Origin of the sequence: Rhodococcus sp. PAMC28707, assembly GCF_004795915.1 — a bacterium.
Classification (GTDB): domain Bacteria; phylum Actinomycetota; class Actinomycetes; order Mycobacteriales; family Mycobacteriaceae; genus Rhodococcoides.
This window is the reverse complement of record NZ_CP039253.1, coordinates 564796-590170: the sequence shown is the minus strand read 5'-3', so window position 1 is coordinate 590170 and position 25375 is coordinate 564796. Positions and strand designations below refer to the sequence as shown.

At 62.0% G+C, this 25375-nt stretch carries 22 protein-coding genes; 14 read left to right on the top strand and 8 right to left on the bottom strand.

Annotated features, from left to right (window positions below; translation table 11 throughout):
* Nucleotides 1-7 precede the first annotated feature (7 nt).
* Together nadE and E5720_RS02710 are read right to left on the bottom strand one after the other, a co-directional pair.
* Entirely contained in the window at nt 8-853 is an 846-nt protein-coding gene (gene nadE / locus E5720_RS02715; RefSeq protein ID WP_136169364.1) for an ammonia-dependent NAD(+) synthetase, read from the bottom strand.
* 100 nt (nt 854-953) lie between these two features.
* The gene (locus tag E5720_RS02710) at nt 954-1577 is read right to left on the bottom strand and encodes a TetR/AcrR family transcriptional regulator (RefSeq protein WP_136169363.1); all 624 of its coding nucleotides are present in this window, start codon (nt 1575-1577) and stop codon (nt 954-956) included.
* A 105-nt stretch (nt 1578-1682) separates the two neighbouring features.
* Between E5720_RS02710 and E5720_RS02705 the strand changes: the two genes are divergently transcribed.
* The 5 genes from E5720_RS02705 to nrdF all read left to right on the top strand — a co-directional run bounded on the left by E5720_RS02705 (nt 1683) and on the right by nrdF (nt 6834).
* Nucleotides 1683-2249, top strand: a complete 567-nt coding sequence (locus E5720_RS02705; RefSeq protein WP_136169362.1) for an NAD(P)H-dependent oxidoreductase — start codon at nt 1683-1685, stop codon at nt 2247-2249.
* Between the two features lie 515 nt (nt 2250-2764).
* On the top strand, nt 2765-2998 hold the full coding sequence (nrdH, locus tag E5720_RS02700) for a glutaredoxin-like protein NrdH (RefSeq protein WP_084346927.1): 234 nt from the start codon (nt 2765-2767) through the stop codon (nt 2996-2998).
* 74 nt (nt 2999-3072) lie between these two features.
* A complete protein-coding gene (gene nrdI / locus E5720_RS02695; RefSeq protein WP_136172400.1) occupies nt 3073-3501 on the top strand; it encodes a class Ib ribonucleoside-diphosphate reductase assembly flavoprotein NrdI in 429 nt (142 codons plus the stop codon).
* 53 nt (nt 3502-3554) lie between these two features.
* Nucleotides 3555-5720 carry a class 1b ribonucleoside-diphosphate reductase subunit alpha gene (nrdE, locus tag E5720_RS02690; protein WP_136169361.1) on the top strand — a complete coding sequence of 722 codons (2166 nt, stop codon included), beginning with the start codon at nt 3555-3557 and terminating at the stop codon, nt 5718-5720.
* A 151-nt stretch (nt 5721-5871) separates the two neighbouring features.
* Nucleotides 5872-6834 (top strand): class 1b ribonucleoside-diphosphate reductase subunit beta, encoded by a 963-nt coding sequence (gene nrdF / locus E5720_RS02685; RefSeq protein ID WP_136169360.1) that lies wholly within the window; start codon nt 5872-5874, stop codon nt 6832-6834.
* A 63-nt stretch (nt 6835-6897) separates the two neighbouring features.
* Here nrdF and E5720_RS02680 read toward each other — a convergent pair whose 3' ends face one another.
* Both E5720_RS02680 and E5720_RS02675 read right to left on the bottom strand, forming a co-directional pair.
* A complete protein-coding gene (locus E5720_RS02680; protein ID WP_136169359.1) occupies nt 6898-7371 on the bottom strand; it encodes an NUDIX domain-containing protein in 474 nt (157 codons plus the stop codon).
* A 1-nt stretch (nt 7372) separates the two neighbouring features.
* The gene (locus E5720_RS02675) at nt 7373-8428 is read right to left on the bottom strand and encodes an iron-siderophore ABC transporter substrate-binding protein (RefSeq protein ID WP_247596143.1); all 1056 of its coding nucleotides are present in this window, start codon (nt 8426-8428) and stop codon (nt 7373-7375) included.
* Nucleotides 8429-8696: 268 nt separating this feature from the next.
* Here E5720_RS02675 and ctaD point away from each other — a divergent pair, with 268 nt between their 5' ends.
* From ctaD to E5720_RS02660, 3 genes are all read left to right on the top strand, one after another.
* Nucleotides 8697-10487, top strand: coding sequence for a cytochrome c oxidase subunit I (gene ctaD, locus E5720_RS02670; RefSeq protein ID WP_136169358.1), 1791 nt, complete (start codon nt 8697-8699; stop codon nt 10485-10487).
* A gap of 126 nt (nt 10488-10613) precedes the next feature.
* Complete coding sequence (gene serB, locus E5720_RS02665) at nt 10614-11840, top strand: phosphoserine phosphatase SerB (protein ID WP_136169357.1); 1227 nt, start codon at nt 10614-10616, stop codon at nt 11838-11840.
* A complete protein-coding gene (locus tag E5720_RS02660; protein ID WP_247596142.1) occupies nt 11837-12613 on the top strand; it encodes a peptidyl-tRNA hydrolase in 777 nt (258 codons plus the stop codon). The genes serB and E5720_RS02660 overlap by 4 nt, the downstream gene beginning before the upstream one ends.
* A 669-nt stretch (nt 12614-13282) precedes the next feature.
* On the opposite strand, the gene glgX is transcribed toward E5720_RS02660, so the two are convergent.
* Nucleotides 13283-15421, bottom strand: a complete 2139-nt coding sequence (gene glgX, locus E5720_RS02650; protein ID WP_136169356.1) for a glycogen debranching protein GlgX — start codon at nt 15419-15421, stop codon at nt 13283-13285.
* A gap of 51 nt (nt 15422-15472) precedes the next feature.
* Here glgX and E5720_RS02645 point away from each other — a divergent pair, with 51 nt between their 5' ends.
* Genes E5720_RS02645 through E5720_RS02625 form a run of 5 tightly spaced genes read left to right on the top strand, consistent with a single transcriptional unit; the run spans nt 15473 to nt 20306 of the window.
* The gene (locus tag E5720_RS02645) at nt 15473-16294 is read left to right on the top strand and encodes an ABC transporter ATP-binding protein (protein WP_136169355.1); all 822 of its coding nucleotides are present in this window, start codon (nt 15473-15475) and stop codon (nt 16292-16294) included.
* Between the two features lie 35 nt (nt 16295-16329).
* Nucleotides 16330-17151, top strand: coding sequence for an NUDIX hydrolase (locus E5720_RS02640; RefSeq protein ID WP_210729944.1), 822 nt, complete (start codon nt 16330-16332; stop codon nt 17149-17151).
* 60 nt (nt 17152-17211) lie between these two features.
* A complete protein-coding gene (locus E5720_RS02635) occupies nt 17212-17991 on the top strand; it encodes an enoyl-CoA hydratase-related protein (protein ID WP_088944471.1) in 780 nt (259 codons plus the stop codon).
* A 55-nt stretch (nt 17992-18046) separates the two neighbouring features.
* Complete coding sequence (locus E5720_RS02630) at nt 18047-19093, top strand: class I SAM-dependent methyltransferase (protein ID WP_136169354.1); 1047 nt, start codon at nt 18047-18049, stop codon at nt 19091-19093.
* Between the two features lie 25 nt (nt 19094-19118).
* Complete coding sequence (locus E5720_RS02625; protein ID WP_136169353.1) at nt 19119-20306, top strand: class I SAM-dependent methyltransferase; 1188 nt, start codon at nt 19119-19121, stop codon at nt 20304-20306.
* On the opposite strand, the gene E5720_RS02620 is transcribed toward E5720_RS02625, so the two are convergent.
* Complete coding sequence (locus E5720_RS02620) at nt 20290-21600, bottom strand: PQQ-binding-like beta-propeller repeat protein (RefSeq protein ID WP_247596141.1); 1311 nt, start codon at nt 21598-21600, stop codon at nt 20290-20292. The two genes, E5720_RS02625 and E5720_RS02620, sit on opposite strands and share 17 nt — an antisense overlap.
* Before the next feature lie 216 nt (nt 21601-21816).
* On the opposite strand from E5720_RS02620, the gene E5720_RS02615 reads away from it, so the two are divergent.
* Nucleotides 21817-22593, top strand: a complete 777-nt coding sequence (locus E5720_RS02615) for an acyltransferase (RefSeq protein WP_136169352.1) — start codon at nt 21817-21819, stop codon at nt 22591-22593.
* Here the strand turns inward: E5720_RS02615 and E5720_RS02610 are convergent.
* Together E5720_RS02610 and E5720_RS02605 are read right to left on the bottom strand one after the other, a co-directional pair.
* Nucleotides 22576-23823 carry a glycosyltransferase family 4 protein gene (locus E5720_RS02610; protein ID WP_136169351.1) on the bottom strand — a complete coding sequence of 416 codons (1248 nt, stop codon included), beginning with the start codon at nt 23821-23823 and terminating at the stop codon, nt 22576-22578. The two genes, E5720_RS02615 and E5720_RS02610, sit on opposite strands and share 18 nt — an antisense overlap.
* Nucleotides 23824-23869: 46 nt before the next feature.
* Nucleotides 23870-25369, bottom strand: a complete 1500-nt coding sequence (locus E5720_RS02605) for a glycoside hydrolase family 57 protein (protein WP_136172395.1) — start codon at nt 25367-25369, stop codon at nt 23870-23872.
* Nucleotides 25370-25375 lie beyond the last annotated feature (6 nt).

Sequence of the window (25375 nt, the reverse complement as noted above, 5' to 3'; positions counted from 1 at the left end):
CGAGGGCTCAGTTCTCGGTGGTCCACCAATCGTCGAACGGTGTGACGGGAACCGCGCGCTTGTGCCTGGAGTTCAAGAACATCCTCTCCAGCTTCGCTGCGACCTCCTCGGTCACGTCCTTGCCTTCGAGGTAGTCGTCGATCTGCGCGTACGTCACACCCAGGGCCTCCTCGTCGGGAAGCGCTGGACGATCGTCCTCCAAGTCGGCGGTCGGCACCTTCTTCCACGTGCTCTCCGGTGCACCGAGCTCTCGCAACAGCTCGGCCCCCTGACGCTTCGTCAGCCCGGTAAGAGGTGTGATGTCCACCCCGCCGTCGCCGAATTTGGTGAAGAATCCGGTGATCGCCTCGGCTGCATGATCAGTGCCGACCACAACGTAGCCGAGTTCGCCGGCGAGCGCGTACTGCGCCACCATGCGCTCGCGAGCCTTGATGTTGCCGCGCACGAAGTCGCGAACCGCGTCGTTGCCCAGGGCGTCCGCCACCGAGGCGGCCGCCGCGTCGGCCGATGCTTTGATATTGACCGTCACGGTCCGGTCGGGATCGATGAACGACAGTGCGATGGATGCATCGTCTTCGTCGGCCTGCACGCCGTAGGGGAGACGCACAGCAAGAAATCCGGCTTCGGCGCCTTCGCTGCGAAGTTCGGTTACCGCGCGTTGAGCCAGCTTTCCGGTCAAGGTGCTGTCCTGACCGCCACTGATGCCGAGCACGAACCCCGTGGCGGGTGTCGAACGGAGGTAGTTCTTGAGAAAGTCGACGCGTCGGGTGATCTCGGAGGCGGGGTCGATGGTCGACTGGACCGCGAGTTCACGTTGGATTCGAGTGCGCAATTCCGAACGGATGAGAGCCATCACGCCATCTTAGGTGTGCTCAGTACACTGCACGAGATGACAGCGGAGACCTTTTCGCCGTGCATGCAGCGGGACACGGCCCGTCGTACGGTGCGGCACTTCACCGCGCTGCGGTGGCGGAACTGCTCTCCTGACGGGTTGCTCGACGGACCAGGTCTTCCCAGCCGTCGGCAAGCCGTTGCTTCGACATGCCGAGGTCGCGGAATTGGTGCAGGACGAGCGTTGCTTCGAGCGGTGTCAGGAGTCCGTAAGCGAGGAGTTCGAGGTCGCCCTCCACGCGGGCAGTTCGGAGGAGGTTCAACACGTGCGTGTAGTTGACCCTGTGTGCAGGTGCGGAATATCGCAGTTCCGGTGAGTTTTCGGCCGCGCGCATGACCTCTCCCTGTACCTCGACGAGGTTCAAGCGAGCGCGCCCGAACGCGACCAATCGGTCGATCGGGTCCGCCCCTGGGCCCAGCGGTGGGGGACCGAACAGGAAGCCGTGCTGCAGCTCCTTCTCGGTATGGTCCACCAACGCTTGCATGAGTCCGGATCGGCTTCCGAATCGCCGGAAAACTGTGCCCTTGCCCACACCGGCTCGGGCGGCCAGAGCATCCATCGTGACAGCGTCCGCCCCGACTGTGGCGACCAGTTCGGTGGCTGCTTCCAGTAGGAGGCGTCGGTTACGTGCGGCATCGCAGCGCTCGGTTTCCTCGCCTGCAATAGGGAGCATGAAGTCGGTCACAAGCGCAACCATACCTGCCCCGGGAACAGAAATGGACCACGGTCCGCTTAGGTGGTAGGAATGCACCTACACCCGCCGCAGCTCCAACTTTCGAAGGATTTTTTTATGTCGCAAGCGCACGTACTCGTTCTCGTCGGCAGTCTTCGTGTCGACTCCGTGAACAAGCAGATTGCCGAGACCGCCGCCGCGCTCGTACCGGAGGGTGCCGACGCGCTCGTGTACGAAGGTCTTGCAGATGTGCCGTTCTACAACGAGGACCTCGACGTCGAGGGATCGGTGCCTGCGGCTGCACTGAGTCTGCGTGCAGCCGCCGAGGGGGCCACCGCGTTTCTCCTTGTCACCCCTGAATACAACGGCACCATTCCCGCGGTCTTGAAGAACGCTATCGATTGGCTGTCTCGTCCGTATGGGGTGGGCGCCGTACAGGGAAAGCCGGTTGCCGTCATCTCCGCCTCGCCGAGCGGTAACGGGGCCAAGTGGGCTCATGACGACACACGTAAGTCGGTCGGCATTGCAGGCGGAAAGGTTCTCGAGGACGTCGTGCTCACCATCGGCGGCACCATGGACAAGTTCGGTTCCGCGCATCCCCGTGAAAACGCAGAGGTGTCGGCACAGATTTCCGCTGTGGTGGCCGAGTTGGTCAAGGCATCGCACGAGCTCGTCGACGCCTGATTCGAGGCGCCCCGATACTGGAGCGAACTGCTCTGGCGAGGCATCGTGGCCGAGCCCCCGAATCTTGTGTTCGGGGGCTCTCTGCTGCCTACGGGTCGCAGATTTCACCCTCCGGGTGCAGCGTGTCGACTTGCGGTTGCATGGGCTGCTCGTTTTCGGCTGCGAGGCGTATGTGCACAAGGAGAATCTGTGATGCACGACACGCCGAGTCGGCCTCGACTTTTGGCCCATCTCGAGAGCGTGACCTGCGAATGTCATGCATGTTGTTCGCAACATCTCGTGTTCTAGCTATAAGTCGGACACTAGGTGTAGTGTCTGAACAACCGAGAAGCCACAATGCTCCCCGCCGAGAAAATTGGTACGGAGACCGTGAAATCCCGCTCGGAACTGCTCGAATTCGGGTTCGTATCCGGAATCGACACACCAGACGAAAAAGAAGTTCGAAAAGCTATTCCGCAGTGCATTACGAGCATCTCGGTGAACTCCGCGATGCTGGACAGTGAGAAGGGAACCCCATGAGCGTCACCGTCTACACCAAGCCCGCTTGCGTTCAGTGCAATGCCACCTACCGCGCCCTCGACAAGGAGGGTATCGAGTACTCGATCATCGATATTTCACAGGACACCGAGGCCCGTGACTACATCATGGCGCTCGGCTACCTGCAGGCGCCGGTCGTCGTTGCCGGCGACACTCATTGGTCGGGATTTCGCCCCGATCGCATCAAGTCGCTCACCGCAAGCGTTGCTTGAACAGAAGACGGAGATGAGCAGGTGTGACTTTCACCGGTCTCGATTCGGCTCGGCTTCCTGCCTCGACGCACCCATTGGTGTACTTCTCCAGTGCGTCGGAGAACACCCATAGATTCGTCACCAAGTTGGATCTTCTGTCGAGTCGGATACCGATTCACCGGCCGGAAGAATTTCGGGTGGATCAGCCGTACGTTCTGATCGTCCCGACCTACGGCGGTGGCACCACATTTGCCGGCCGCGACACCAACTATGTTCCCAAGCAAGTGATCAAGTTTCTCAACGACAAGCACAATCGGTCCTTGATCAGGGCAGTCATCGCAGCTGGTAACACCAACTTCGGTGACTCGTTCTGTTTTGCGGGCGATGTCATTTCACAGAAGTGCGCTGTTCCTTACCTTTATCGCTTCGAACTGATGGGGACCCCCGAAGACGTAGTTCGTGTTCGGGACGGTCTCGGCGATTTCTGGGAGCGGGAGTCGCGACGAGCGGCGCACACCTACTGACATCAGTACGAGTTCAGCAGTACAAGACTTACGAAGAAAGTGGAGCACCCGCCGTGGCACCGACAATCACCGATACAGCACCCGCCCAGACGACCGTCCGCGCGGATGGTGATCTCGACTATCACGCGCTGAACGCGATGCTGAATCTGTATGGCCCCAATGGGGAGATTCAGTTCGAGAAGGACCGTGAAGCGGCCAACCAATACTTCCTGCAGCACGTCAACCAGAACACCGTGTTCTTTCACGACCTGGATGAGAAGCTGGACTACTTGGTCGAGGAAAACTATTATGAGGCAGAGGTTCTCGATCAGTACTCCCGCGAGTTCGTCAAGTTCCTCATCAACCACGCCTACTCGAAGAAGTTCCGCTTTCCTACTTTCCTGGGTGCCTTCAAGTACTACACCTCGTACACGCTGAAGACTTTCGACGGCAAGCGCTATCTGGAGCGGTTCGAAGATCGCGTCTGCATGGTTGCCCTGACTCTCGGTGCAGGTGACGAAGCCCTTGCCGCCGATCTGGTCGACGAAATCATCGCAGGCCGTTTCCAGCCCGCGACTCCCACCTTTCTCAACTCCGGCAAGAAGCAGCGCGGCGAGCCGGTTTCGTGCTTCCTGCTGCGCATCGAAGACAACATGGAATCGATCGGTCGATCGATCAACTCCGCACTGCAGCTGTCCAAGCGCGGTGGTGGAGTTGCGTTGCTGCTCAGTAATATTCGTGAAGCCGGCGCGCCGATCAAGCGAATCGAAAATCAGTCCTCGGGTGTCATTCCGATCATGAAGCTGCTCGAGGACTCCTTCTCCTACGCGAACCAGCTCGGTGCGCGTCAGGGTGCAGGCGCTGTGTATTTGCATGCGCACCATCCCGATGTCTACAAGTTCCTCGATACCAAGCGTGAGAACGCGGACGAGAAGATTCGCATCAAGACGCTCTCACTCGGAATCGTCATCCCGGACATCACGTTCGAGTTGGCGAAGAAGAACGAAGACATGTATCTCTTCTCGCCGTACGACGTCGAGCGGATCTACGGAGTGCCGTTCGCGGACATCAACGTCAGCGAGACGTACTACGAGATGGTCGACGACAAGCGGATCCGCAAGACGAAGATCAAGGCACGCGAGTTCTTCCAGACACTCGCCGAGCTGCAGTTCGAATCCGGATACCCGTACATCATGTTCGAGGACACCGTGAATCGGGCCAACCCGGTGAAGGGCAAAATCACTCACTCGAACCTGTGCTCGGAAATCCTGCAGGTATCCACCCCGTCGACGTTCAACGACGATCTGTCGTACAGCCACGTCGGCAAAGATATTTCCTGCAACCTCGGCTCGCTGAACATCGCCAAGACGATGGATTCGCCCGATTTCGGCAAAACCATCGCAGTGGCAATCCGCGGGCTCACGGCCGTGTCCGATCAGACCCACATCTTCTCGGTTCCGTCGATCGAGCAGGGGAACAACGACTCTCACGCTATCGGCCTCGGCCAGATGAACCTGCACGGATACCTGGCGCGCGAGCGGATTCACTACGGATCCACCGAGGGCATCGACTTCACGAACATCTACTTCTACACCGTGGTATTCCATGCCATCCAGGCGTCGAACCAACTCTCGATCGCGCGCGGTGAATACTTCAAGGGTTTCCCGGACTCCAAATACGCATCGGGCGAATTCTTCGACAAGTACACCGATGAGGTCTGGGAGCCTGCCACGTCCCGCGTCGCCGCATTGTTCGCCGACGCCGGTGTGCACATTCCGACGCAGGCCGACTGGTCCGCGCTGAAGGCGTCGGTGCAAGAACACGGCATCTACAACCAGAACCTGCAGGCAGTCCCGCCGACGGGGTCGATCTCCTACATCAACAACTCGACCTCTTCGATCCACCCGGTTGCGGCGAAGATCGAGATCCGCAAGGAAGGCAAGATCGGTCGGGTCTACTACCCAGCGCCGTACCTGAACAACGACAACCTGGAGTTCTACCAGGACGCGTACGAGATCGGGTACGAGAAAATCATCGACACCTACGCTGCGGCAACGCAACACGTCGATCAGGGGTTGTCGTTGACGCTGTTTTTCAAGGACACCGCCTCGACCCGCGACATCAACAAGGCGCAGATCTACGCATGGCGTAAGGGAATCAAGACCCTTTACTACATCCGCCTGCGTCAGTTGGCGCTGGAAGGCACCGAGGTGGATGGTTGCGTTTCCTGCATGCTGTAGAGCTTTCGTCGTCGTAGTTCCTGTGCGTGGCTGCGAGTAAGCACAGGGACTACGACGCACATCTTGTGTCGAGGACTACCTCCCACCGCAACGGGTAGTGTTCAGATAAGCCAACATTCGGCAGTGTTACACCGGTAGTAAAGGAAGCATCGTGAAGCTCATCGATCGTGTCTCGGCCATCAACTGGAATCGCGTCCAGGATGACAAGGACTCGGAGGTGTGGGAGCGCCTGACCAGTAATTTCTGGCTGCCGGAGAAGGTGCCGGTCTCGAACGACATCCCTTCGTGGGAGACGTTGAATGCAGTCGAGAAGCAGTTGACGATGCGGGTGTTCACCGGACTCACCTTGCTGGACACGATCCAAGGGACAGTCGGAGCGGTCAGCCTCATTCCCGACGCGATCACCCAGCACGAAGAGGCTGTCTACACCAACATCGCGTTCATGGAGTCGGTGCATGCGAAGAGCTACAGCTCCATCTTCTCCACACTGAGTTCCACGCGCGATATCGACGACGCGTTCCGGTGGTCCGAGGAGAACGTCAACCTGCAGCGTAAAGCCGAGATCGTCCTGAAGTTCTATCACGGCGACGATCCACTCAAGCGGAAGGTCGCGTCGACCCTGCTCGAGTCTTTCCTGTTCTACTCGGGCTTCTACCTGCCGATGTACTGGTCTTCGCGAGCCAAGCTCACCAACACCGCCGACCTGATCCGGTTGATCATCCGTGACGAAGCTGTGCACGGCTACTACATCGGATACAAGTATCAGCGGGGTCTGGAGAAGGTCACCGAAGCCGAGCGCGAAGAGCTCAAGAACTATACCTTCGAGCTGCTGTTCGAGCTGTACGACAACGAGGTCGAGTACACCCAGGATCTCTACGACGAGGTCGGGCTCACCGAGGATGTCAAGAAGTTCCTGCGATACAACGCGAACAAGGCACTGAACAACCTGGGATACGAAGGGCTGTTCCCGAAGGACGAAACCGACGTGAACCCAGCCATCCTGTCGGCGCTCTCACCCAACGCCGATGAGAATCACGACTTCTTCTCGGGCTCGGGCTCGTCGTACGTCATCGGTAAGGCAGTCAACACCGAAGACGACGACTGGGACTTCTGACCTAGGGGTGCTGGGGTGTGTTCGACGACCGGCCGGTAGCCGAACACACCCGACACCGGTTGATCAATTACGAAACCAGGCCTCGACCGAGTCGTCGAGTGCTTTGTCGATTCGCAAACGTGAAGTCTCCAAGAGGGTTTCCGGTAGCGCGTCGGGCGCGAACCATTCCACTGCCAAATTTTCGTCGTCGGCGACGTGCGCGTCGCCTCCAGTGCGGCGGGCCAGGAACGTGAGATCGAGGTACTGCGCCTGGTCGCCGTTCGGGTAGGTGATCGGCCCGGTGACATCGACGCTCGTCAACCGAATCAGCTCCGCATCGAGCCCGGTCTCCTCAGCGATCTCACGTAGTGCCGCGGGTCCGGGTTCCTCGCCGGGTTCGAGAATGCCCGACACCACTGCCCAGAGACCGTTGTCCCGTCGCCTCGTGAGGAGTATCCGGTCGTTTTCGTCCAGGACGACTGCGCTGACGCCGGAAAGCCAGAGCGGGGCAGTACCCACTCGTCGCCGGAGCGAGAGGACGAACTCGGGTACGGGCACCTCAGGAAGCGTATGCGTTGAGGGAGTTCTGCACGTCCGCAAGAATCGCCCGCGCCGCGACGATGCCGCTCCCGGACCACACTGTGTCGTCGACGGCGAACACGCGGCCGTCCTTCACCGATCCGAGCTCGAGCCACGGATCACTGCGCAGGACTTCGGTTCCGAACGATTCGCCCTCGTCACCGTCGAAGCGCACGTAGACGATGTCGCCTTCGGCCGCGAGCAGATCGTCGGGGGCGACGGTGACTTCACCATCGCGTTGCGCAGGTGGGCGCTGAACGCCGATCTCGGCGAGTACCTGCCCGGCGAACGACGTCGTGGAATCGGTGACCATGGAATCGGGAAGGAAACGCACGACGGAGGCTTGGGTCTGTGCGGCATCGATGTCGCGGCCGGCCTGCTGAGCGTCGGCACTGAACCGAGCGAGTTCGTCGAATCCGGTTCGACCACGTCCGAGGGCAGCAGCCGACTGCAGGAACGTCCCCTTCCAGCCATCATCGGAGCTCGTGAAGACGGTGGGTGCGATATCGCTGAGGGCCGCGTAAGTATCCCGGCCCAGCGAATCGGACCCGATGATGAGGTCGGGGGCGAGAGTGGCGACGGCGTCGACGTCCGGAGCGCCGAGAGTTCCGACGCTCGGAACTCTCGCTATGCCAGGTCCCAGATACAGCTCTTGGTCACCGTCTCCACGGAAGTCGGGGTCGAGCGTCGCCGCGCCGACGACTCGTTCCCAGACGCCTACCGCGCAGGTGGCATCGAGCGAAGCTGCGTCGAGCACAACGATGCGCATGGGGTCGGCTGGAACGTTGCTTATTCCCTCGCTGTGCCCGACCGGTCGTACCGATCCTTCTATGCCGGTCGGATCGAGCGGTGCGGCCTCGGGGCACAGACCGGCAGTCTTGCGGTCGTTGCCGACCACACCCGCTCCGGCGATATTGGTCGTGCTCCGGACAATGGTCGACGCGTCGTCCGAGGACGAGGGGGGAGTGGAGCACCCGGCCGTGAACAGGGCGACGCCGATGGCCAGAATCAGCCCGGCGCGCGAAGTCGAAGTCACGGTCGACAGGCCTGAGGTAGTGGACAACTCGTGCGTTTCCTAACGGGAGTGGGATGCGCTCACACCATATCGGTCCGCAGCCATCGGCCCCTTCACATGGTGGTGTGAGCGTCGATTGGTTTCGTTGTTCAGAGGTTCGTACAATCGAATACGACACACGGTAGGACCGGTTCGGCGCTGCTCTGTGGGACGGTCTACGATTCGTGGAGCGCAAGACACCAGGACGTCGCCTCGTGGTTCGAGGTACGACGCGCATTCAGGAGGATCAGTGACTGCCCTAGCGCCTAGGCCCACTCCCGTTGTGGAAGCGGTGAGGCCTTTTCCGCCGCGGATGGGACCGAAAGGTTCGTTCATTCACAAGGCGGTGACGACGACAGATCCCAAGGTGTTGGGGATCATGTACATCGTGACATCGATTGCGTTTTTCCTTGTCGGTGGCTTGATGGCGTTGCTTATGCGCGCCGAGCTGGCGGTACCGGGGATGCAGTTCCTGTCGAACGAGCAGTACAATCAGCTGTTCACCATGCACGGCACGATCATGCTGTTGCTGTACGCGACGCCGATCGTGTTCGGCTTCGCCAACTACATCCTGCCGCTGCAGATCGGTGCGCCGGACGTGGCGTTCCCGCGGTTGAATGCTTTCTCGTATTGGCTCTACCTGTTCGGTGCGTTGGTCGCCTCGGCAGGATTCATCACCCCGGGTGGTGCTGCTGACTTCGGTTGGACCGCGTACACCCCGCTTTCGAGTGCATTGCATTCGCCGGGTGTCGGTGCAGACCTGTGGATCATGGGTCTTGCGATTGCCGGTCTCGGCACCATTCTCGGTGCTGTGAACATGATCACGACGGTCATCTGCTTGCGAGCGCCTGGTATGACGATGTTCCGGATGCCCATTTTCACGTGGAACATCCTGGTCACCAGCATCCTCATTCTTCTTGCTTTCCCGCTGTTGACGGCGGCACTGTTGGGATTGGCAGCCGATCGACATCTCGGTGCGCATCTGTTCGATCCGGCGACCGGTGGAGTGTTGTTGTGGCAGCACTTGTTCTGGTTCTTCGGTCACCCCGAGGTGTACATCATCGCGTTGCCGTTCTTCGGGATCGTGTCCGAGGTGTTCCCGGTCTTCTCGCGTAAGCCGATGTTCGGATACACCACCTTGATCTACGCAACGATTGCCATCGCTGCTCTCTCGATCGCGGTGTGGGCCCACCACATGTACGCCACGGGTGCGGTGCTGTTGCCGTTCTTCTCCTTCATGACGTTCCTGATCGCGGTGCCCACCGGTGTGAAGATCTTCAACTGGGTCGGCACGATGTGGCGAGGTCAGGTGACTCTGGAAACCCCGATGCTCTTCGCTATCGGCTTCTTGATCACCTTCCTCTTCGGCGGCCTCTCCGGCGTGCTCCTCGCCAGCCCGCCGATCGACTTCCACGTCACCGACACCTATTTCGTAGTGGCGCACTTCCACTACGTGGTCTTCGGCACGGTGGTTTTCGCGACGTTCTCCGGCATCTACTTCTGGTTCCCGAAGATGACCGGCCGAATGATGGACGAGACGCTGGGCAAGTGGCACTTCTGGCTCACGTTCCTCGGCTTCCACGGCACCTTCCTGGTCCAGCACTGGCTCGGTAACGAGGGCATGCCGCGTCGCTACGCCGACTACCTGGCCTCCGATGGTTTCACCACGCTGAACATCATCTCCACCATCGGTGCGTTCGTGCTCGGTGCTTCGACACTGCCGTTCGTGTGGAACGTCTTCAAGTCCTATCGCTACGGCGAGGTGGTCACTGTGGACGATCCTTGGGGCTACGGCAACTCGCTGGAATGGGCCACATCGTGCCCACCGCCGCGGCACAACTTCACGGAATTGCCGCGAATCCGTTCCGAGCGTCCGGCATTCGAACTCCACTACCCGCACATGGTGGATCGCTTGCGGGCCGAGGCTCATGTCGGCCCGGGCAATCACGGTGGACACACGACCGAGGTTCTCGAGCAGGCGCGCCGAGCTCCTCTCGCTACGAGCGATCACGAGCACTCAGGCGACACGGATCCCAAGTAAGTACCCGATCGATCTGAAGAGCCCCTCCCGGTATCCGGGTGGGGCTCTTCGCTTGCAACAATCATCTGGCAGACCAATCAACTTTCGGCCCCTCTGCAAAGCCGGGGTCGTGTGAAGGGAGAATCGGTGGCGTCATCGGACACCGCTGTACTCGTGACGGTGACGGGCCCGGACAAGCCAGGTGTCACCTCGGTTCTGTTCGCTGCGCTCTCACGGCACGACGTCAGTCTCCTCGACGTCGAGCAGGTCGTCATCCGTGGACGGCTCACGCTGGGCGTGCTGCTGACCTGCCCGAACGACCCCGAGGACCTGCAGGAAGAACTCGAAGAAGCCATGTCCACGGTGGGTGTGCACGTCGATGTCGAGATCGACGCGGACCCTGTCGGCAAGCACTCGTTGGCTACCCACGTGGTGGTCGTTCTAGGTCGCCCCGTCACGGCCCGCGCGTTCAGCACAATCTCGCGTGAACTGGCACGCCAGGGCGCCAACATCGACTCGATCCGGGGCATCGCCGACTACCCGGTCACGGGACTGGAACTTCAGGTGACGGCGACCGACACGACTCCCGACGCAGACCGCCGACTTCGGACCGGTCTGTCCGAGATAGCTGCCGGAGTCGGATGCGACGTCGCGGTGGAGCGCAGCGGAATTTCGCGGCGGTCCAAACGCCTCATCGTCTTCGACGTCGACTCCACCCTCGTCCAGGGGGAGGTCATCGAGATGCTGGCGGCGAAGGCCGGCCGTGAAGAGGAGGTCCGCGCCGTCACCGAGGCAGCAATGCGGGGCGAGATCGACTTCGCGGAGTCCCTCACTCAGCGGGTGGAGGCCCTGGCAGGCCTGGATGCTTCGGTCATCGAGGAGGTCGGTGACGCGCTCGAGTTGACGCCGGGCGCTCGCACCACCATCCGCACCCTGCGCCGACTCGGATATCACTGTGGCGTCGTCTCTGGCGGATTCCGTCAGGTCATCGACGGTCTCGCACATGAACTCGAACTGGATTTCGTCAAAGCCAATACGCTCGAGATAATCGATGGGAAGTTGACCGGTCGGGTGATCGGCGAGGTCATCGACCGGGCCGCGAAGGCGACAGCATTGCGCGATTTTGCCGCGCAGTGCGGCGTTCCGATGGAGCAAACGGTAGCTGTCGGTGACGGCGCGAACGACATCGACATGCTCACTGCGGCTGGGTTGGGCGTGGCGTTCAATGCCAAGCCTGCGTTGCGCGAAATTGCTGATACCGCGATCTCGCACCCCTATCTCGATGCGGTGCTCTTCATGCTCGGTGTGACGCGGAACGAAATCGAGGCTGCGGACGCCATCGACGGTGGCGTGCGGCGCGTCCCGATCCCGTGACCGAACCCGTGACCGAACCGTTGGAAGAGCCAGTCCCGCCTCGAAGTACCTTCGCCGAGCGTCACGCTGTGCTGGCCCTCGGATACGGGGGCAAGGAAGACCCGCCCGACCCGGCGGATGTTCTCGCGATGCCGATCGTGCTTCATATTTCCAAAGCGGACCCACCGATGCGCAGCGATCTGTTGGCAGCGGCGGCGATCGCAACGGTGCGGATCTGCCTCGATGAACGCGCCGGTCCCGGCGGCGAGTGGGACGAGCAGTTTCGCGCGTGGACTTCGGCGCGCATCAGAAAGGTGGCTCGTCGCGCCCGCGGCGCCCAATGGGAAGCCGCTCTCGCAGTCGACGGTGTCACGGCCGAAGTCGGCGCAGCCCAGGCCCGCGCGCTGGTCCCCGGACGGGTCGGCGATCTCGACTCCCGAATCAAGAAGTTGCAGATCGGCGGGACCGATCTCGAGCACGATGATCCGGGGCCGCCTCGGCCCGCTGTGCCGGTGTTGTGGATCGACCGGTCGTTGGACATGACGGTCGGAAAAGCTGCTGCACAGGTAGCGCATGCGTCGATGTTGTTGGCGGCAGCGATGAGTGTCGAGCAAGCTCAGGCGTGGGCAGGGCAGGGTTTCGAGTGTTCGGTCCGCGATGCCGATTCAGCGCAATGGGCGATTGTTCGCGCGCTCGTCGATGGAGATGGCGCAAGCGCGGTGGCCGTGCGCGATGCCGGCTTCACCGAAGTAGCCCCCGGTTCGATGACCGTCATCGCCCTCGCCTCACCCTGACATCGGTAGAGGGTCCACTGGCTCGCGACTGGATGTTTGTGCCGCTACCAGTCTGGCGGACACTCGATGGATGTCTTGGATCGTCTCTATGCTCGCCCGTGCTCGCCTGGTCCACCTCGCGCCACGACTCGTGGCGCTCTACGTGGGTTTGTGTCTGTACGGATTCTCGATGGCGCTGATGATCACTGCGGGGCTCGGGCTCGATCCATGGGATGTACTCCACCAGGGCCTGAGCCTGCACGTGCCACTGAGTTTCGGAGCGATCACTGCAGCGACCGGAGTAGCTGTGTTGCTCGCATGGATTCCGTTGCGACAGAAGCCAGGACTGGGAACCGTCAGCAATGTGGTGGTGATCGCGGTAGCAGTCGACCTGTCGATTCGATGGCTCCCGACTTTCGACGCGATTGCTGTCCGAGCGGCCATGATGGTGACCGGCATCGTCGTCAATGCGTTCGCGACGGCGCTGTACATCGGCGCAGGAATGGGTCCCGGTCCACGGGACGGCCTGATGACCGGACTGGTCGCACGAACGGGGCTCTCGGTTCGCCTCGTTCGGACGTGTATCGAGCTGATTGTCGTCGCAACCGGTTGGATGCTCGGAGGAACCGTGGGTATCGGAACCGTGCTGTACGCCTTGGGGATCGGGCCACTCGTTCAACTGTTCATGCACTACCTGCCGTCGCTGCGCAGTACCAGGACCGTCGAACCAGTAAGCGAGATGGCCGATCCGGCGGGCAACGACGTCGTGTCGGCGGGAACCCCGGTGGCGGTGGACGAGTCGAACACGGGAACGAATCTGCTTGCGGCCCAGGAAGGACAGGCCAGTTCGATGTCGGTCGGTCCACCCGAATGCACGATCAACAACGAACTTGCATCCAGGACGGGCTGCCCGTCGGGATCGTAGGACCGAACGTCTGCGCCGTCCACCCATGCTTGCAACGTGCGCACCGAGTCGTCGTTCCACGAGTGCGAGGTCAGTTCGGCGCCATCGGCGCCGAACCAGACCAGATCCGGCCTGCCCGATGGAGTGTCACGGCCTGTGAAGAATTCCTGTTGGCGCAGCGATGGAGCACTGCGCCGGATTCGGAGGAGTCTGGCGACGAAAGCGATCAGGTCCTCGTCGACGTCGGACCAGTCGAGTGCCCACGATTGTGCAGCGGGTGCATCGGCGGGAACGCAGTAGGCATTGTTGTTGCCGAATTGGGTGTGGCCGAGCTCGTCACCTGCGAGGAGCATCGGAGTGCCGGTCGAAAGCATCAGCGTGGCAAGGAGTGCGCGAACATGGCGGCCGCGTTCGGCCAGGATGACCGGGTCGTCGGTGGGACCCTCCGTTCCGTGATCGACAGACAAGTTGTTGTCGGTCCCGTCGCGATTGTCTTCGCCGTTCACCTCGTTGTGTTTGGTTGCGTACGATACGAGATCGGCGATGGTGAAGCCGTCGTGTGCGGTCACGAAATTGATCGATGCCCAAGGCTTGCGCGAAGCCCCGCCGTAAATGTCTTCCGAACCTGCCATGCGGGAGGCGAGCTCGCGAACACCGGTGTGTCCAGCCCAGAACCGACGCACAGTGTCGCGGTAACGATCGTTCCATTCGGTCCACAGACTTCCGAAACTGCCGACTTGGTACCCCGCACCGGTCGCGTCCCACGGCTCGGCGATCAGCTTCGTACGCGACAGAACCGGATCGGTCGTTATTGCAGTCAGTAGCGGAGCACGGGGATCGAATCGCCAGCCTCCTGGCCGGCCGAGGGTGCTGGCAAGGTCGAATCTGAATCCGTCGACACCCATCTCGGTAGCCCAGTATCGAAGGCTGTCGCACACCATCCGAACCACCGCAGGTGACGCCGAGTCCAGTGTGTTGCCGCACCCGGTGAGGTCGACGTCGTAACCGCGTCCGTCCAACAAGTAGTAGCCGGGGGCATCGAGCCCACGCCAGCTGAGCGAGGGCCCGTCGACCCCGGACTCACAGGTGTGGTTGTAGACGACGTCGAGAACGACCTCGATTCCGACAGAATGAAGTGCTCGCACCATCGCCCTGAACTCGTCGATCTCCGCTCCCGGTACCGCTGCGAAACGGGGGTCGGGTGCGAAGTAGGCGCCGGTCGAGTAGCCCCAATGATTGCGCTTGCCGCGGGCGCGCACACCTGGTTCGGTGAGCATCGCCTGAACTGGGAGCAATTCGATGGTGGTCACACCGAGGCGGGTCAGATGTTCGAGCACTGCGGGTGCGGTCAGTCCGAGATACGTTCCGCGGTGTGCGGGGGGAACGGCCGGGTTCCTCGCTGTGTAGGAACCGACGTGCATCTCGTAGATCACTGTCCGATCCCAGGGGACGTCCGGAGCGGAACCGGTATCGAAAGTGGATCGGCCGGTCACGACGGAAAGTGGGATCGAGCCCAGTGAATCGATGGTGCTGGGGTGTCCGAACGGATCCTCGTCGTAGGGAAGTAAGGCTCGAGCTGAACCGAGGCTTCCAGTGATCTTGCGGGCGGCGGGATCGATCAGGATCTTGTGCTCATTGAATCGGCGACCGGTGGAGGGATCCCAGCGTCCGTGTACCCGGTATCCGTACCTTTGTCCCGGTCCGACGTCCGGAACGATGCCATGCCAGATCCCATAGGTGCGGCTGCGTAGTTCGACCCTTTGTTCGGCTCCGTCCGCATCGATCAGACATACCTCGATGCCGTCCGATTCGGGGGAGTGGACCGCAAATTGCGTACCACCGGCGTGGACGGTTGCCCCGAGGGGGAGCGGCGATCCTGGCGGCGGAGTCTCTTCGCGCCAGGCGAGATGAAGGTTGGACGACACGCCTGCAGATCCTGCCGTGAAAGCCCGACGAATGTGGGACAAGATAGACACGTGTCTGAACCGGATCCCGATTTGCTCATCGATTTCAACAACGTTCTCGTCAGGCGGGGTGGGGTAACACTCGTCGGTCCCGTCACCTGGCAGGTAGAACTCGACGAACGCTGGGTCGTACTCGGGCCCAACGGGGCCGGCAAGACCTCGCTGCTGCGTATTGCAGCCGCCGAAGTTCACCCGACCTCGGGAACGGCTCACGTTCTCGGTGAAGTGATGGGCAAGGTCGATGTCGCTGAATTGAAAACTCGAATCGGCCTTTCGTCATCCGCGTTGGCACACCGCATACCCCCGCACGAGACCGTGAGCGATCTCGTGGTCTCCGCCGGTTACAGCGTGCTCGGCCGCTGGCGTGAGCGTTACGACGAGATGGACACCGAGCGGGCAGTGGAGATGTTGGAAAGCCTCGGTGCCGAGCATCTGGCCGATCGCACTTACGGAACGCTGTCCGAGGGCGAACGCAAGCGGGTGCTGATCGCGCGAGCGCTGATGACCGATCCGGAACTGCTGCTACTCGACGAGCCTGCTGCTGGGCTCGATCTGGGCGGACGCGAAGAACTCGTCGCACGGTTGGCGGACCTGGCTGCAGATCCGGACGCTCCGGCAACCGTCCTCATCACCCACCATGTCGAGGAAATACCACCTGGCTTCAGCCACGCACTGCTGCTCAAGGAAGGTGGGGTCGTTGCACAGGGACTTCTCGAGGACGTCATCACCGCGGAGAATCTGACCGAAGCGTTCAGCCAGTCGATTGCGCTCGATCGTGTCGATGGTCGATTCTTCGCTCGTCGAACCCGCACGCCCGGTCAGCATCGCCGCTGAATGCAGCAGGTTCGGTGCCGGGTAGATTCTCGAACATGACATCAACTGGTGTGTCGGTGCCCGAACAAGTCCCTGTCCGCGACGCGTCGACCGTAATTTTGGTTCGAGATGGTGCGCTCGGTATCGAGGTGTTTCTGCTCGAACGCGTCGGTGGAATGGCGTTCGCCGGTGGCATGACCGTCTTTCCGGGTGGTGGCGTCGACTTGTCCGACGCGGACGCCGACGTGGCTTGGTCCGGCCCCGGGCCGGTGTGGTGGGCGGACAGGTTCGGTGTGGACGAACGCAAAGCGACAGCGCTCGTGTGCGCCGCAGCTCGCGAAACTTTCGAGGAATGCGGAGTTCTTCTCGCAGGCCCCACGCCGGACTCGACCGTTTCCGATACCAGTTGTTTTGCAGAAGATCGTGGCAAGTTGGAGCGCCGGGAGCAGACCTTCGGCCAGTTCCTCACCCGAAACGGGCTCGTTCTACGGGCCGATCTGCTGCGGCCGTGGTCGAACTGGATCACTCCGGTCGGAGAGAAGCGTCGTTACGACACGCGGTTCTTCGTGGCGGTGCTTCCGGACGGCCAGGAGGCAGACGGAGCGACCAGTGAAGCGGCATCGGTTGGATGGCGTTCGTCGACAGCAGCGTTGGCGGACTGGCGACGGGGAGAGACGATCTTGTTGCCTCCGACGTGGAGCCAGCTGTCAGGACTCGAAGGCTTCGACTCGATCGCCGATATTCTCGACGCGTCGCCCGATATTTCGCCTATCCAACCCGATTTGCATCGGGTCGACGGAAAGATTCGGGTCGATTTCCCAGGCCAGGACGGGTACTACGCGGACAGTGCGCATCCGTGGTCGGGGAGAAAACCTTAGGTCGGTCGTGGCGCCTACCCCTGAGTTCGCAGACCGCGAGCACAGGTAGCGTGTGTTCTCATGGCTGAGTTCGTAACTTTAGAGGTCGAAGACGGTATCGGAACCATTCGGTTGGCTCGTCCACCCATGAATGCGTTGAATCGGCAGGTCCAGGAGGAGCTGCGGGCAGCAGCCCGCGCGGCGACCGTCGATTCTTCGGTCAAGGCGGTAATTGTGTACGGCGGCGAGAAGGTCTTCGCGGCCGGTGCGGACATCAAGGAGATGGCAACGCTCACCTTCGGTCAGATGAGCGACATCGCCGGTGATCTGCAGTCTGCGATCGGGTCCTTGGCCGATATTCCCAAACCTGTCGTCGCCGCGGTCACCGGATACGCACTTGGTGGCGGACTCGAAGTAGCGCTGAGCGCGGATCGCCGAGTCATCGGAGACAACGTCAAACTGGGTGTGCCGGAAGTGCTGCTCGGCGTCATCCCCGGCGGCGGTGGCACACAGCGTCTCGCCCGGCTGATCGGACCGAGCAAGGCCAAGGATCTCGTGTTCACGGGCCGCTTCGTCGGTGCGGAGGAAGCGCTGCGTATCGGTCTCGTCGACGAGGTCGTGGCTCCGGACGAGGTGTACAACGCGGCGCGAAAGTGGGCTTCCCAATTCGTCGGAGGTGCGTCCAGGGCGTTGGCAGCTGCCAAAGCGTCGATCGACCAGGGGCTCGACGCCGACTTGAACACTGGCCTGAAGATCGAGGCCGGCCAGTTCGCATCCCTCTTCGCCACGGCTGATCGCACGATCGGGATGGAATCTTTCATCGCGAACGGACCTGGCAAAGCAGAGTTCACCGGCGAGTGAAAAGATGCAAGAAACTAGAACTTGTTCATTTCCTACCGGATAGTAGGCTGCCCTCATGACTGCAAGCCCCCACGACGGCAAAGATTCGTCGACCGGCAGCGCTGACACCAGCCTGCGAGCCGTCCCCGACGCTTCGAGCGACCCGACGCCCAACCCGCATGCCACCGCCGAGCAGGTGGAGGCGGCACGGTCCGATACCAAGCTCGCCCAGGTGCTTTACCACGACTGGGAAGCCGAGACGTACGACGACAAATGGTCGATCTCGTACGACGAGCGTTGCATCGACTACGCGCGTGGCCGATTCGATCAGGCTGTCAGTGGACAAGCCGGCGCACAGGAGGCGCTGCCGTACGGACGAGCACTCGAACTCGGGTGTGGCACCGGATTCTTCCTGCTCAACCTTATGCAGGCCGGTGTTGCCGAGAAGGGCTCGGTCACGGACCTGTCTCCCGGGATGGTCAAGGTTGCGTTGCGCAACGCCGGCCACCTGAATCTCGACGTCGATGGTCGGGTCGCCGATGCCGAGACGATTCCGTACGAAGACAACACGTTCGATCTGGTCGTAGGTCACGCGGTTCTGCACCACATCCCCGACGTCGAACAGTCGCTTCGTGAGGTGCTGCGAGTGCTCAAGCCGGGTGGACGTTTCGTGTTCGCCGGTGAACCCACAACGGTCGGCAACTTCTACGCCCGCTGGCTCGGCCGGCTGACGTGGGAGGCGACCACTCGCACAACCAAACTGCCTTTCCTGAGTAGTTGGCGCAAGCCGCAGGAAGAGCTCGACGAGTCGTCCCGCGCAGCGGCGCTGGAGGCAATTGTCGATCTGCATACATTCGATCCCACAGATCTCGAGAACATTGCGGTGTCGGCAGGGGCCGTCGACGTCCAGGCTCGGACCGAAGAATTTGCAGCTGCTCTGCTCGGTTGGCCGGTCCGCACTTTCGAGGCCGCCGTGCCCGCAGACAAGCTCGGATGGAATTGGGCCAAGTTCGCGTTCGGTAGCTGGAAGACGCTGAGCTGGCTCGATGAGAAGGTGCTCACGCATGTCGTCCCGCGTGGATACTTTTACAACGTGATGATCACCGGAGTGAAGTCGAACTGATACAGCGTTCACCCCGGTACTGCACATGGCTTATCTTTTCGGCGACGCCGACATCGACTATCTCGTCAGCGATGTCGGCGTCGCTGCGCTGGCAGATGTCGACCGCTACGCGTTGACGCCGAAGTCGATGTTGGCTGATATCGGTGCGATCAGGTCGGCGCATTCCGATCATTTCGCAGCTCTCGTCGAAACGGTCACGCTTCGTCGTCGAGCTCGCGTGAAGTTGACCGATGCAGAACGATGGCTGTTGACCGACGATGCCGTTCAGCAGGCGACACCGTCACGTGTCGCCGATCGTAGGGCCGGCCGTTTGGCAGGTAGAGCAGTGCACGATGTGACGTGTTCCATCGGCACCGAATTGGCCTCGTTGACCGGTGTCGGCAACGAAACTGTAATCGGCAGCGATCTGGATCCGACGCGGCTGCGGATGGCCGCGCACAACGTGCCCGGCGCGGCTCTACTGCGCGCGGACGCTTTGACCCCGACCACAAGGGGGACGGTGATCCTTGCCGATCCAGGACGCCGCAGCGGCGGGAGACGAACACTCGATCCCGCGGCACTCGAACCTCCACTCCCCGCGCTTCTCGACGCGTATCCCGGGCGCGATCTGGTCGTCAAATGTGCACCCGGTTTGGATTTCGACCGACTCGACTTCACCGGCGAGATCGAGGTGACATCACTGGATTCCGGGGTCCGGGAGGCATGTCTGTGGTCGCCCGGTCTCACTCGGTCCGATGTACGTAGACGCGCATCGGTTCTCTCCTCGACGGGAGCGTCCTACGAGATCACCGACGCAGAGCCCGACGACATCGAGGTCAAAGCTCCAGGGGCGTGGATCGTCGACCCCGACGGCGCGGTCGTCCGTGCCGGTTTGGTTCGGCACTATGCGGCCAGACACGGACTGTGGCAACTCGATCCCCGGATTGCATACCTCACCGGAGATTCGGTGCCGGACGGCATCAACGGATTTCGCATCCTGGAGCGAATCAAGTACTCGGAGAAGACGTTGCGCCAAGCTCTGACTGCTCACGGATGTGGAGCTGTCGAGATTCTCGTGCGCGGCGTCGACGTCGATCCGGCCCTACTGCGTCCCAAACTCAAGCTGCGAGGTGAGACCGCCTTGTCGGTGATCATCACCCGAATCGAGCGTGCGGGGGTCGCGTTCATCTGCGAAGCACGCCGACCGGGCGCGCCGGTCAGGACGCGTAGGTGAAAATCTCGCCCAGATAGGTCGAGGTGACGACCTGACCTTCCGGTCCGATCGAGGTACCTACGGTGAAACCCGTTGCATCCGGGAGGATCTGCTCGGAATTGGTAGTCCCGGATTGGGCATCGACACTGGTGAGTGCTAATTCTTCGCCGCGACGAACTACCGTCTGCACGGTACCGTCCACGCTCTGAACTGGAACCCCGGCTTGCTGCAAATCATTTCGCGACCACACGAGAGTGGCGTGGTCTCCTTCGTCCTGTAAGGCTTGCATGCCGCTGTCCCCGCCCGTCGGAACTATCAAGCCGGTGGAGGAGACCGACGGCGATCCCGAAGCGCCGAAGGCTGCACCCTGCGTCCACTTCACGGTGCCATCCGAAGCGTTGTAGGCGCTGACTCGGCCGTCGACGTCGGCGATGTACACGGTGGAGCCGTCCTGCGACAGGACCGGGCTCGAGGTCACCCCTGCCGGAAGCAACTCCGAAGACCATTGCTCGGTAAGAGCCGGGGTTGCGTCGGCGTCGTAATGGAGTGCGACCAGCTGTGGCGCAATCGCACCGGGCCGCCACAGGACGAGGTAGATCGAGGACGATTCGAGGTCTACCGCTGGGGCGGCACCGACGGGACATGACGCCGATCCGGTTGCGCAGTCGGCAAGTCCGGAGTCGGGTGCAAGGAAGTTCGTGTTGGGGGATTCGAGGAAGTCGGGGGTATCGATCAAGTCGACAATGGGGACGGTCAACTGTCCAGTCTGCGTGTTCAGAACATTGACCTGACCGAAGTGGGTCACCGCGAGCACACTTCCGTCACCGAGGAATTGAGCGGTGCGCGGGACGCCGTAGACAGGTGTGCGCCAGCGCAACTGACCGTGATCGTTGAAGGAGGAGAACGCACCGTCTTCGCCGACGTACACGTTCGCTACCGAGTCCACCAGCGGGGTGGACACGGCGACGGAAGGCGCTAGTCGGTTGCACCAGCGCTTGCGACCGGAATCGATATCGAACGAAAAGAGGTTGCACCCGGCGTCGGTGTAGGTCGAGACGAACATCTGTCCGCTCGCGGCAATGGATACCGGCGACACCACGGCGCCACCGAGCGGACGCGACCACGCGAAAGACACCGCGGACAAGTCGGTGTGATCGGTGGTGTTGCTGTTTCGTGCATCGCCGTGTGCGACGGGCCAACTCCCCGGCGCGAACGCGTCGATTGTCCCGGCACCGCTCGAGCACGCACCGAGGGTCAAGATGCCGACAATCGCAAGGGTCGCGATCGACACGCGGTCCGCTCTGCCGCCAAGCACCTGGTGATCTCCTTCGTGTCCGGTCTCTGCTCATGATCTTCGCGGGAGGGGCCGGGGAGGCGCCGCACTCGTCGGGACAGAGACTATCGCGGCCGAGGTGTCGATCTCGCGTCGCGGCCTCTCTGGCGATCTCGTGTGTCCCACGTATCGAGGGCCGTCGGAAAGCTCGGACGGCAGAGTTGGATTGCGAGAGCACCGAAACTATGGTGAGGCGTTATGACGAGCATGTGGAACGCACCGCTGCGTACGCGGTGGCGTGGTTCGAGACGACGCGACCCCGACCAGGCACAGTTCCTCACTCTCGACTCACTACGATGGATCCGCCGAAACAAGGCGTACACGCCGTGGTACCTCGTCCGGTACTACCGCCTGGCCCGGTTCAAGATGGCGAATCCGCACGTGATTCTGCGGGGCATGGTGTTTCTCGGTAAGAACGTGGAGATCCACTCGACTCCAGAGCTGTCGCGGCTCGAGATCGGTCGATGGGTCCACATCGGCGATGGCAACGCCATTCGGTGCCACGAGGGATCGCTGCGGATCGGTGACAAGGTCGTCTTCGGCAAGGACAACGTCGTCAACGCCTATCTCGATATCGAGATTGGTGCGTCGACGCTGGTCGCGGACTGGTGCTACATCTGCGATTTCGATCATCGGATGGACGACGTCACGATGCCCATCAAGGACCAGGGGATCGTCAAGGGGCCGGTACGGATCGGCCCGGACACCTGGATCGCGGCCAAGGTGACAGTGCTGCGGGAGACGCGCGTCGGGCGAGGTTGCGTCCTCGGTGCACACGCCGTCGTCAAGGGCGATATACCCGACTACAGCATTGCTGTTGGCGCTCCCGTCAAGGTCGTGCGCAATAGGAAAGTGGACTGGGAAGCCGGCGCGGCCAAGCGCGCCGAGTACATCGCCGCGCTCGAGGACATCGCCCGCAAGAAGGCGCTCACTGCGGCCGAGGCGGCTCGGGACGACTCAACCACGTTCGGGTAGCGCCCGCTCGACGATACTGGGTCGTGCAAGCGGGAACCGAACCTTTCGCTTTGCCGAAAGATAGACCTGCGCTGTCGATTCGGCGACGTGTTTCCAGTCGAAATCGACGGTGAGGCGTTCTCTCGCTGCTGAAGCACGCGCCTGGGCTGCATCGACGTTGTCGAGCACGTTCCGGACGGCGGCCGTCAGCCCGGCGACGTCCGCCGGTTCGAACGACAACCCGGTCTGCCCGTCCACGATCGCCTCGCCCAGCCCGCCCGCGGTCGATGCAACCAGCGGTGTGCCTGCTGCCGCAGCCTCGAGCGCGATTATCCCGAAAGGTTCGTATCGGCTCGGGAGCACGATGGCGTCGGCACTGTGGAGAGCGCCGAGTAGATCTGCGTGACCGAGGGTGCCGAGGAAAGAGACCGCACGGGCGACGCGGTGGGTTCGTGCCAGCTGTGCCAGCCAGGTGAATTGTGTTCCCTCCCCGGCAATGTGCAACGTGGTGCCAGGGTGAGAGCGTCGGATGCGGGGGAGTGCGGCGATGGCGTCCTGAATGCCCTTCTCGTACTCGAGTCGCCCGACGTACAGCAGTGTTGCCGGCGTCGACCGCGGCTCCCGTAGCCGGAAGTTCCACGCACGAATGTCGATCCCGTTCCTGATGACGGTGACCGCGGCATCCGGAATGTCGAAAAGTCGGGTCACCTCGTCCTTCATGGAGGCGGAGCACGCGATGACAGCGTCCGAGTCGTTGGCGAGCCACCATTCGATCGAGTGCACCTGCCGATTGACCTGACCCGAGATCCAGCCGCTGTGCCGTCCCGCCTCGGTGGCGTGGATGGTGGAGACAAGCGGTACGTCGTAGTGCTCGGCAAGGGCGATGGAGGGGTGAGCGACGAGCCAGTCGTGCGCGTGGACGACGTCGGGTTGCCAGCCTTCACCGAGCCCTGGTTTACCCAACGCGACTCCTGCCCGAACCATGGCGTGACCCATTGCCAGCGTCCATGCCAGCATGTCTTCACCGAAGACGAAGTGGGCAGGATCCTCGGCCACCGCGACCACGAGAACGCCGTCCTCGATGTGGTGTGAGGTCGGATGTGTGGATGCGTCGGTACCGGTGGGGCGGCGTGAGAGAACGACGACCTCGTGACCGGCGCGTACGAGTTCGGTCGCGAGATGGTGGACATGTCTACCGAGCCCGCCGACGACGACCGGTGGGTACTCCCACGACACCATCAATATCTTCACTTCGACGTTCCCCTCCGTACAGCCCCGTGATCAGTGTGCATGTGGCCTACCGACGACCACCCGGTAGGCGTCGGGCATCGAGCGCAGGAAACAGTCCGTCCGCTCGGTTCCACTGCGCCGCGAGCCGCTTCGCTGCCGCGTCGTGCCCCTGGTTCACCGCGTCGGCGATCTCCCGGAGAGCGTGCGCGTGGACATGCGCTCGTTCGCGGGCATAGCCGGCGGCAGTGTCCTTGCTGACCATGAAGGCCCAGTCGCTGGCTACCGCCATGAGTGTCTCACGCAGCACCTGGTCGTTGATCCGGTTACGCAATTCGGGCTGTCCTGGAATCGAGGCGTTGTCGCGAGACTTGTCGACAGTATCGAGCGCGGCCGTCACGACCTCGGCGTTGAGTGCAACCAAGTCTTCGACGGCATCTCCCGCCCAGACTCGCCAGTCCTTGCCCGAGCCCCACGACGAGTCCTCCAGCTCGACCGAGGATCCGACGTAGCCCCTCGATCGTGCATCGTCGAGGGTGCCGACGTCGATTCCTGCTTCGGGTAGTGCTCGCAGAACCCGTTCGAGCCAGACCGGACCCTCGAACCACCAATGGCCGAACAGTTCGGTGTCGAACGCGGCCACCACTAGTGCCGGTCTTCCGACACGGGCGGATTCGGCGCGTAGGCGCTTTCGTATCGCATCGACGAAATCCACCACGTGGCGATCGATGGCAGCAGATGCGAGCTCCGGGTCGTACGGCGCCTTGTCCGCCGAGTCCACGTTTCGACCCGTCACCCGTGAGGATTTGAGTCCGGTCGCGTGGTCGTAGGTATGGAAATCGCGATAGGCGCTGTGCCCCGGGTATCCGGATTTGGGCGACCACACCCGATAGCTCACCTGAAGATCCCGCCCGAACGCGACGACATCGGAGTCTCGGACGGGCCGGCCCACGGTCGTGTCGCCGCGCAACGCCGGTCCGTCGACCATGAAGTGGGTGACCCCTGCCGCGTCGTATTCGACCTCCATGCCAGGGGTGTACGCGCACTCCGGTGCCCAAAGGCCGTTCGGCCTCGTGCCCCAGCGTGTCTGCGCATCCGAGAGCCCCTCCGCCAGTGAGAACTGGCGCAGGCGTGGATCGAGCAGCGGAGTGAAGGGATGGGCGAGTGGGCCACCGAGAAGTTCGATGGTGCCCGCATCGACGAGTCGACGAACGACGGCGGAACCGCCGTGACGCCAATGCGTTTCGAAATTGTCCAACGCCGATGCGGAAGCGCGATGTTCGCGAATCGCCAGCGCCCGATCGGTCGACTCGTGGGCGCGCAGTTGCCAATTACCGAGCCAGTGGTGCATTCCGGCGAGACTGTGCGGATCGTCGAGTTGCGCAGCGAGCACCGGTGTGATGCCCAGCGACAACAGGTTGTGACGTCCCTCACTTGCCAGTCGCGTCAGCATCTCGGTCAGCGGCAGATAGGACGCAGCCCATGACTGGTACAGCCATTCCTCTCCGACGGGCCACCGGCCGTGGTTGGCGAGCCAGGGGAGATGGGAATGAAGTACCAGGGAGAACATCCCGGG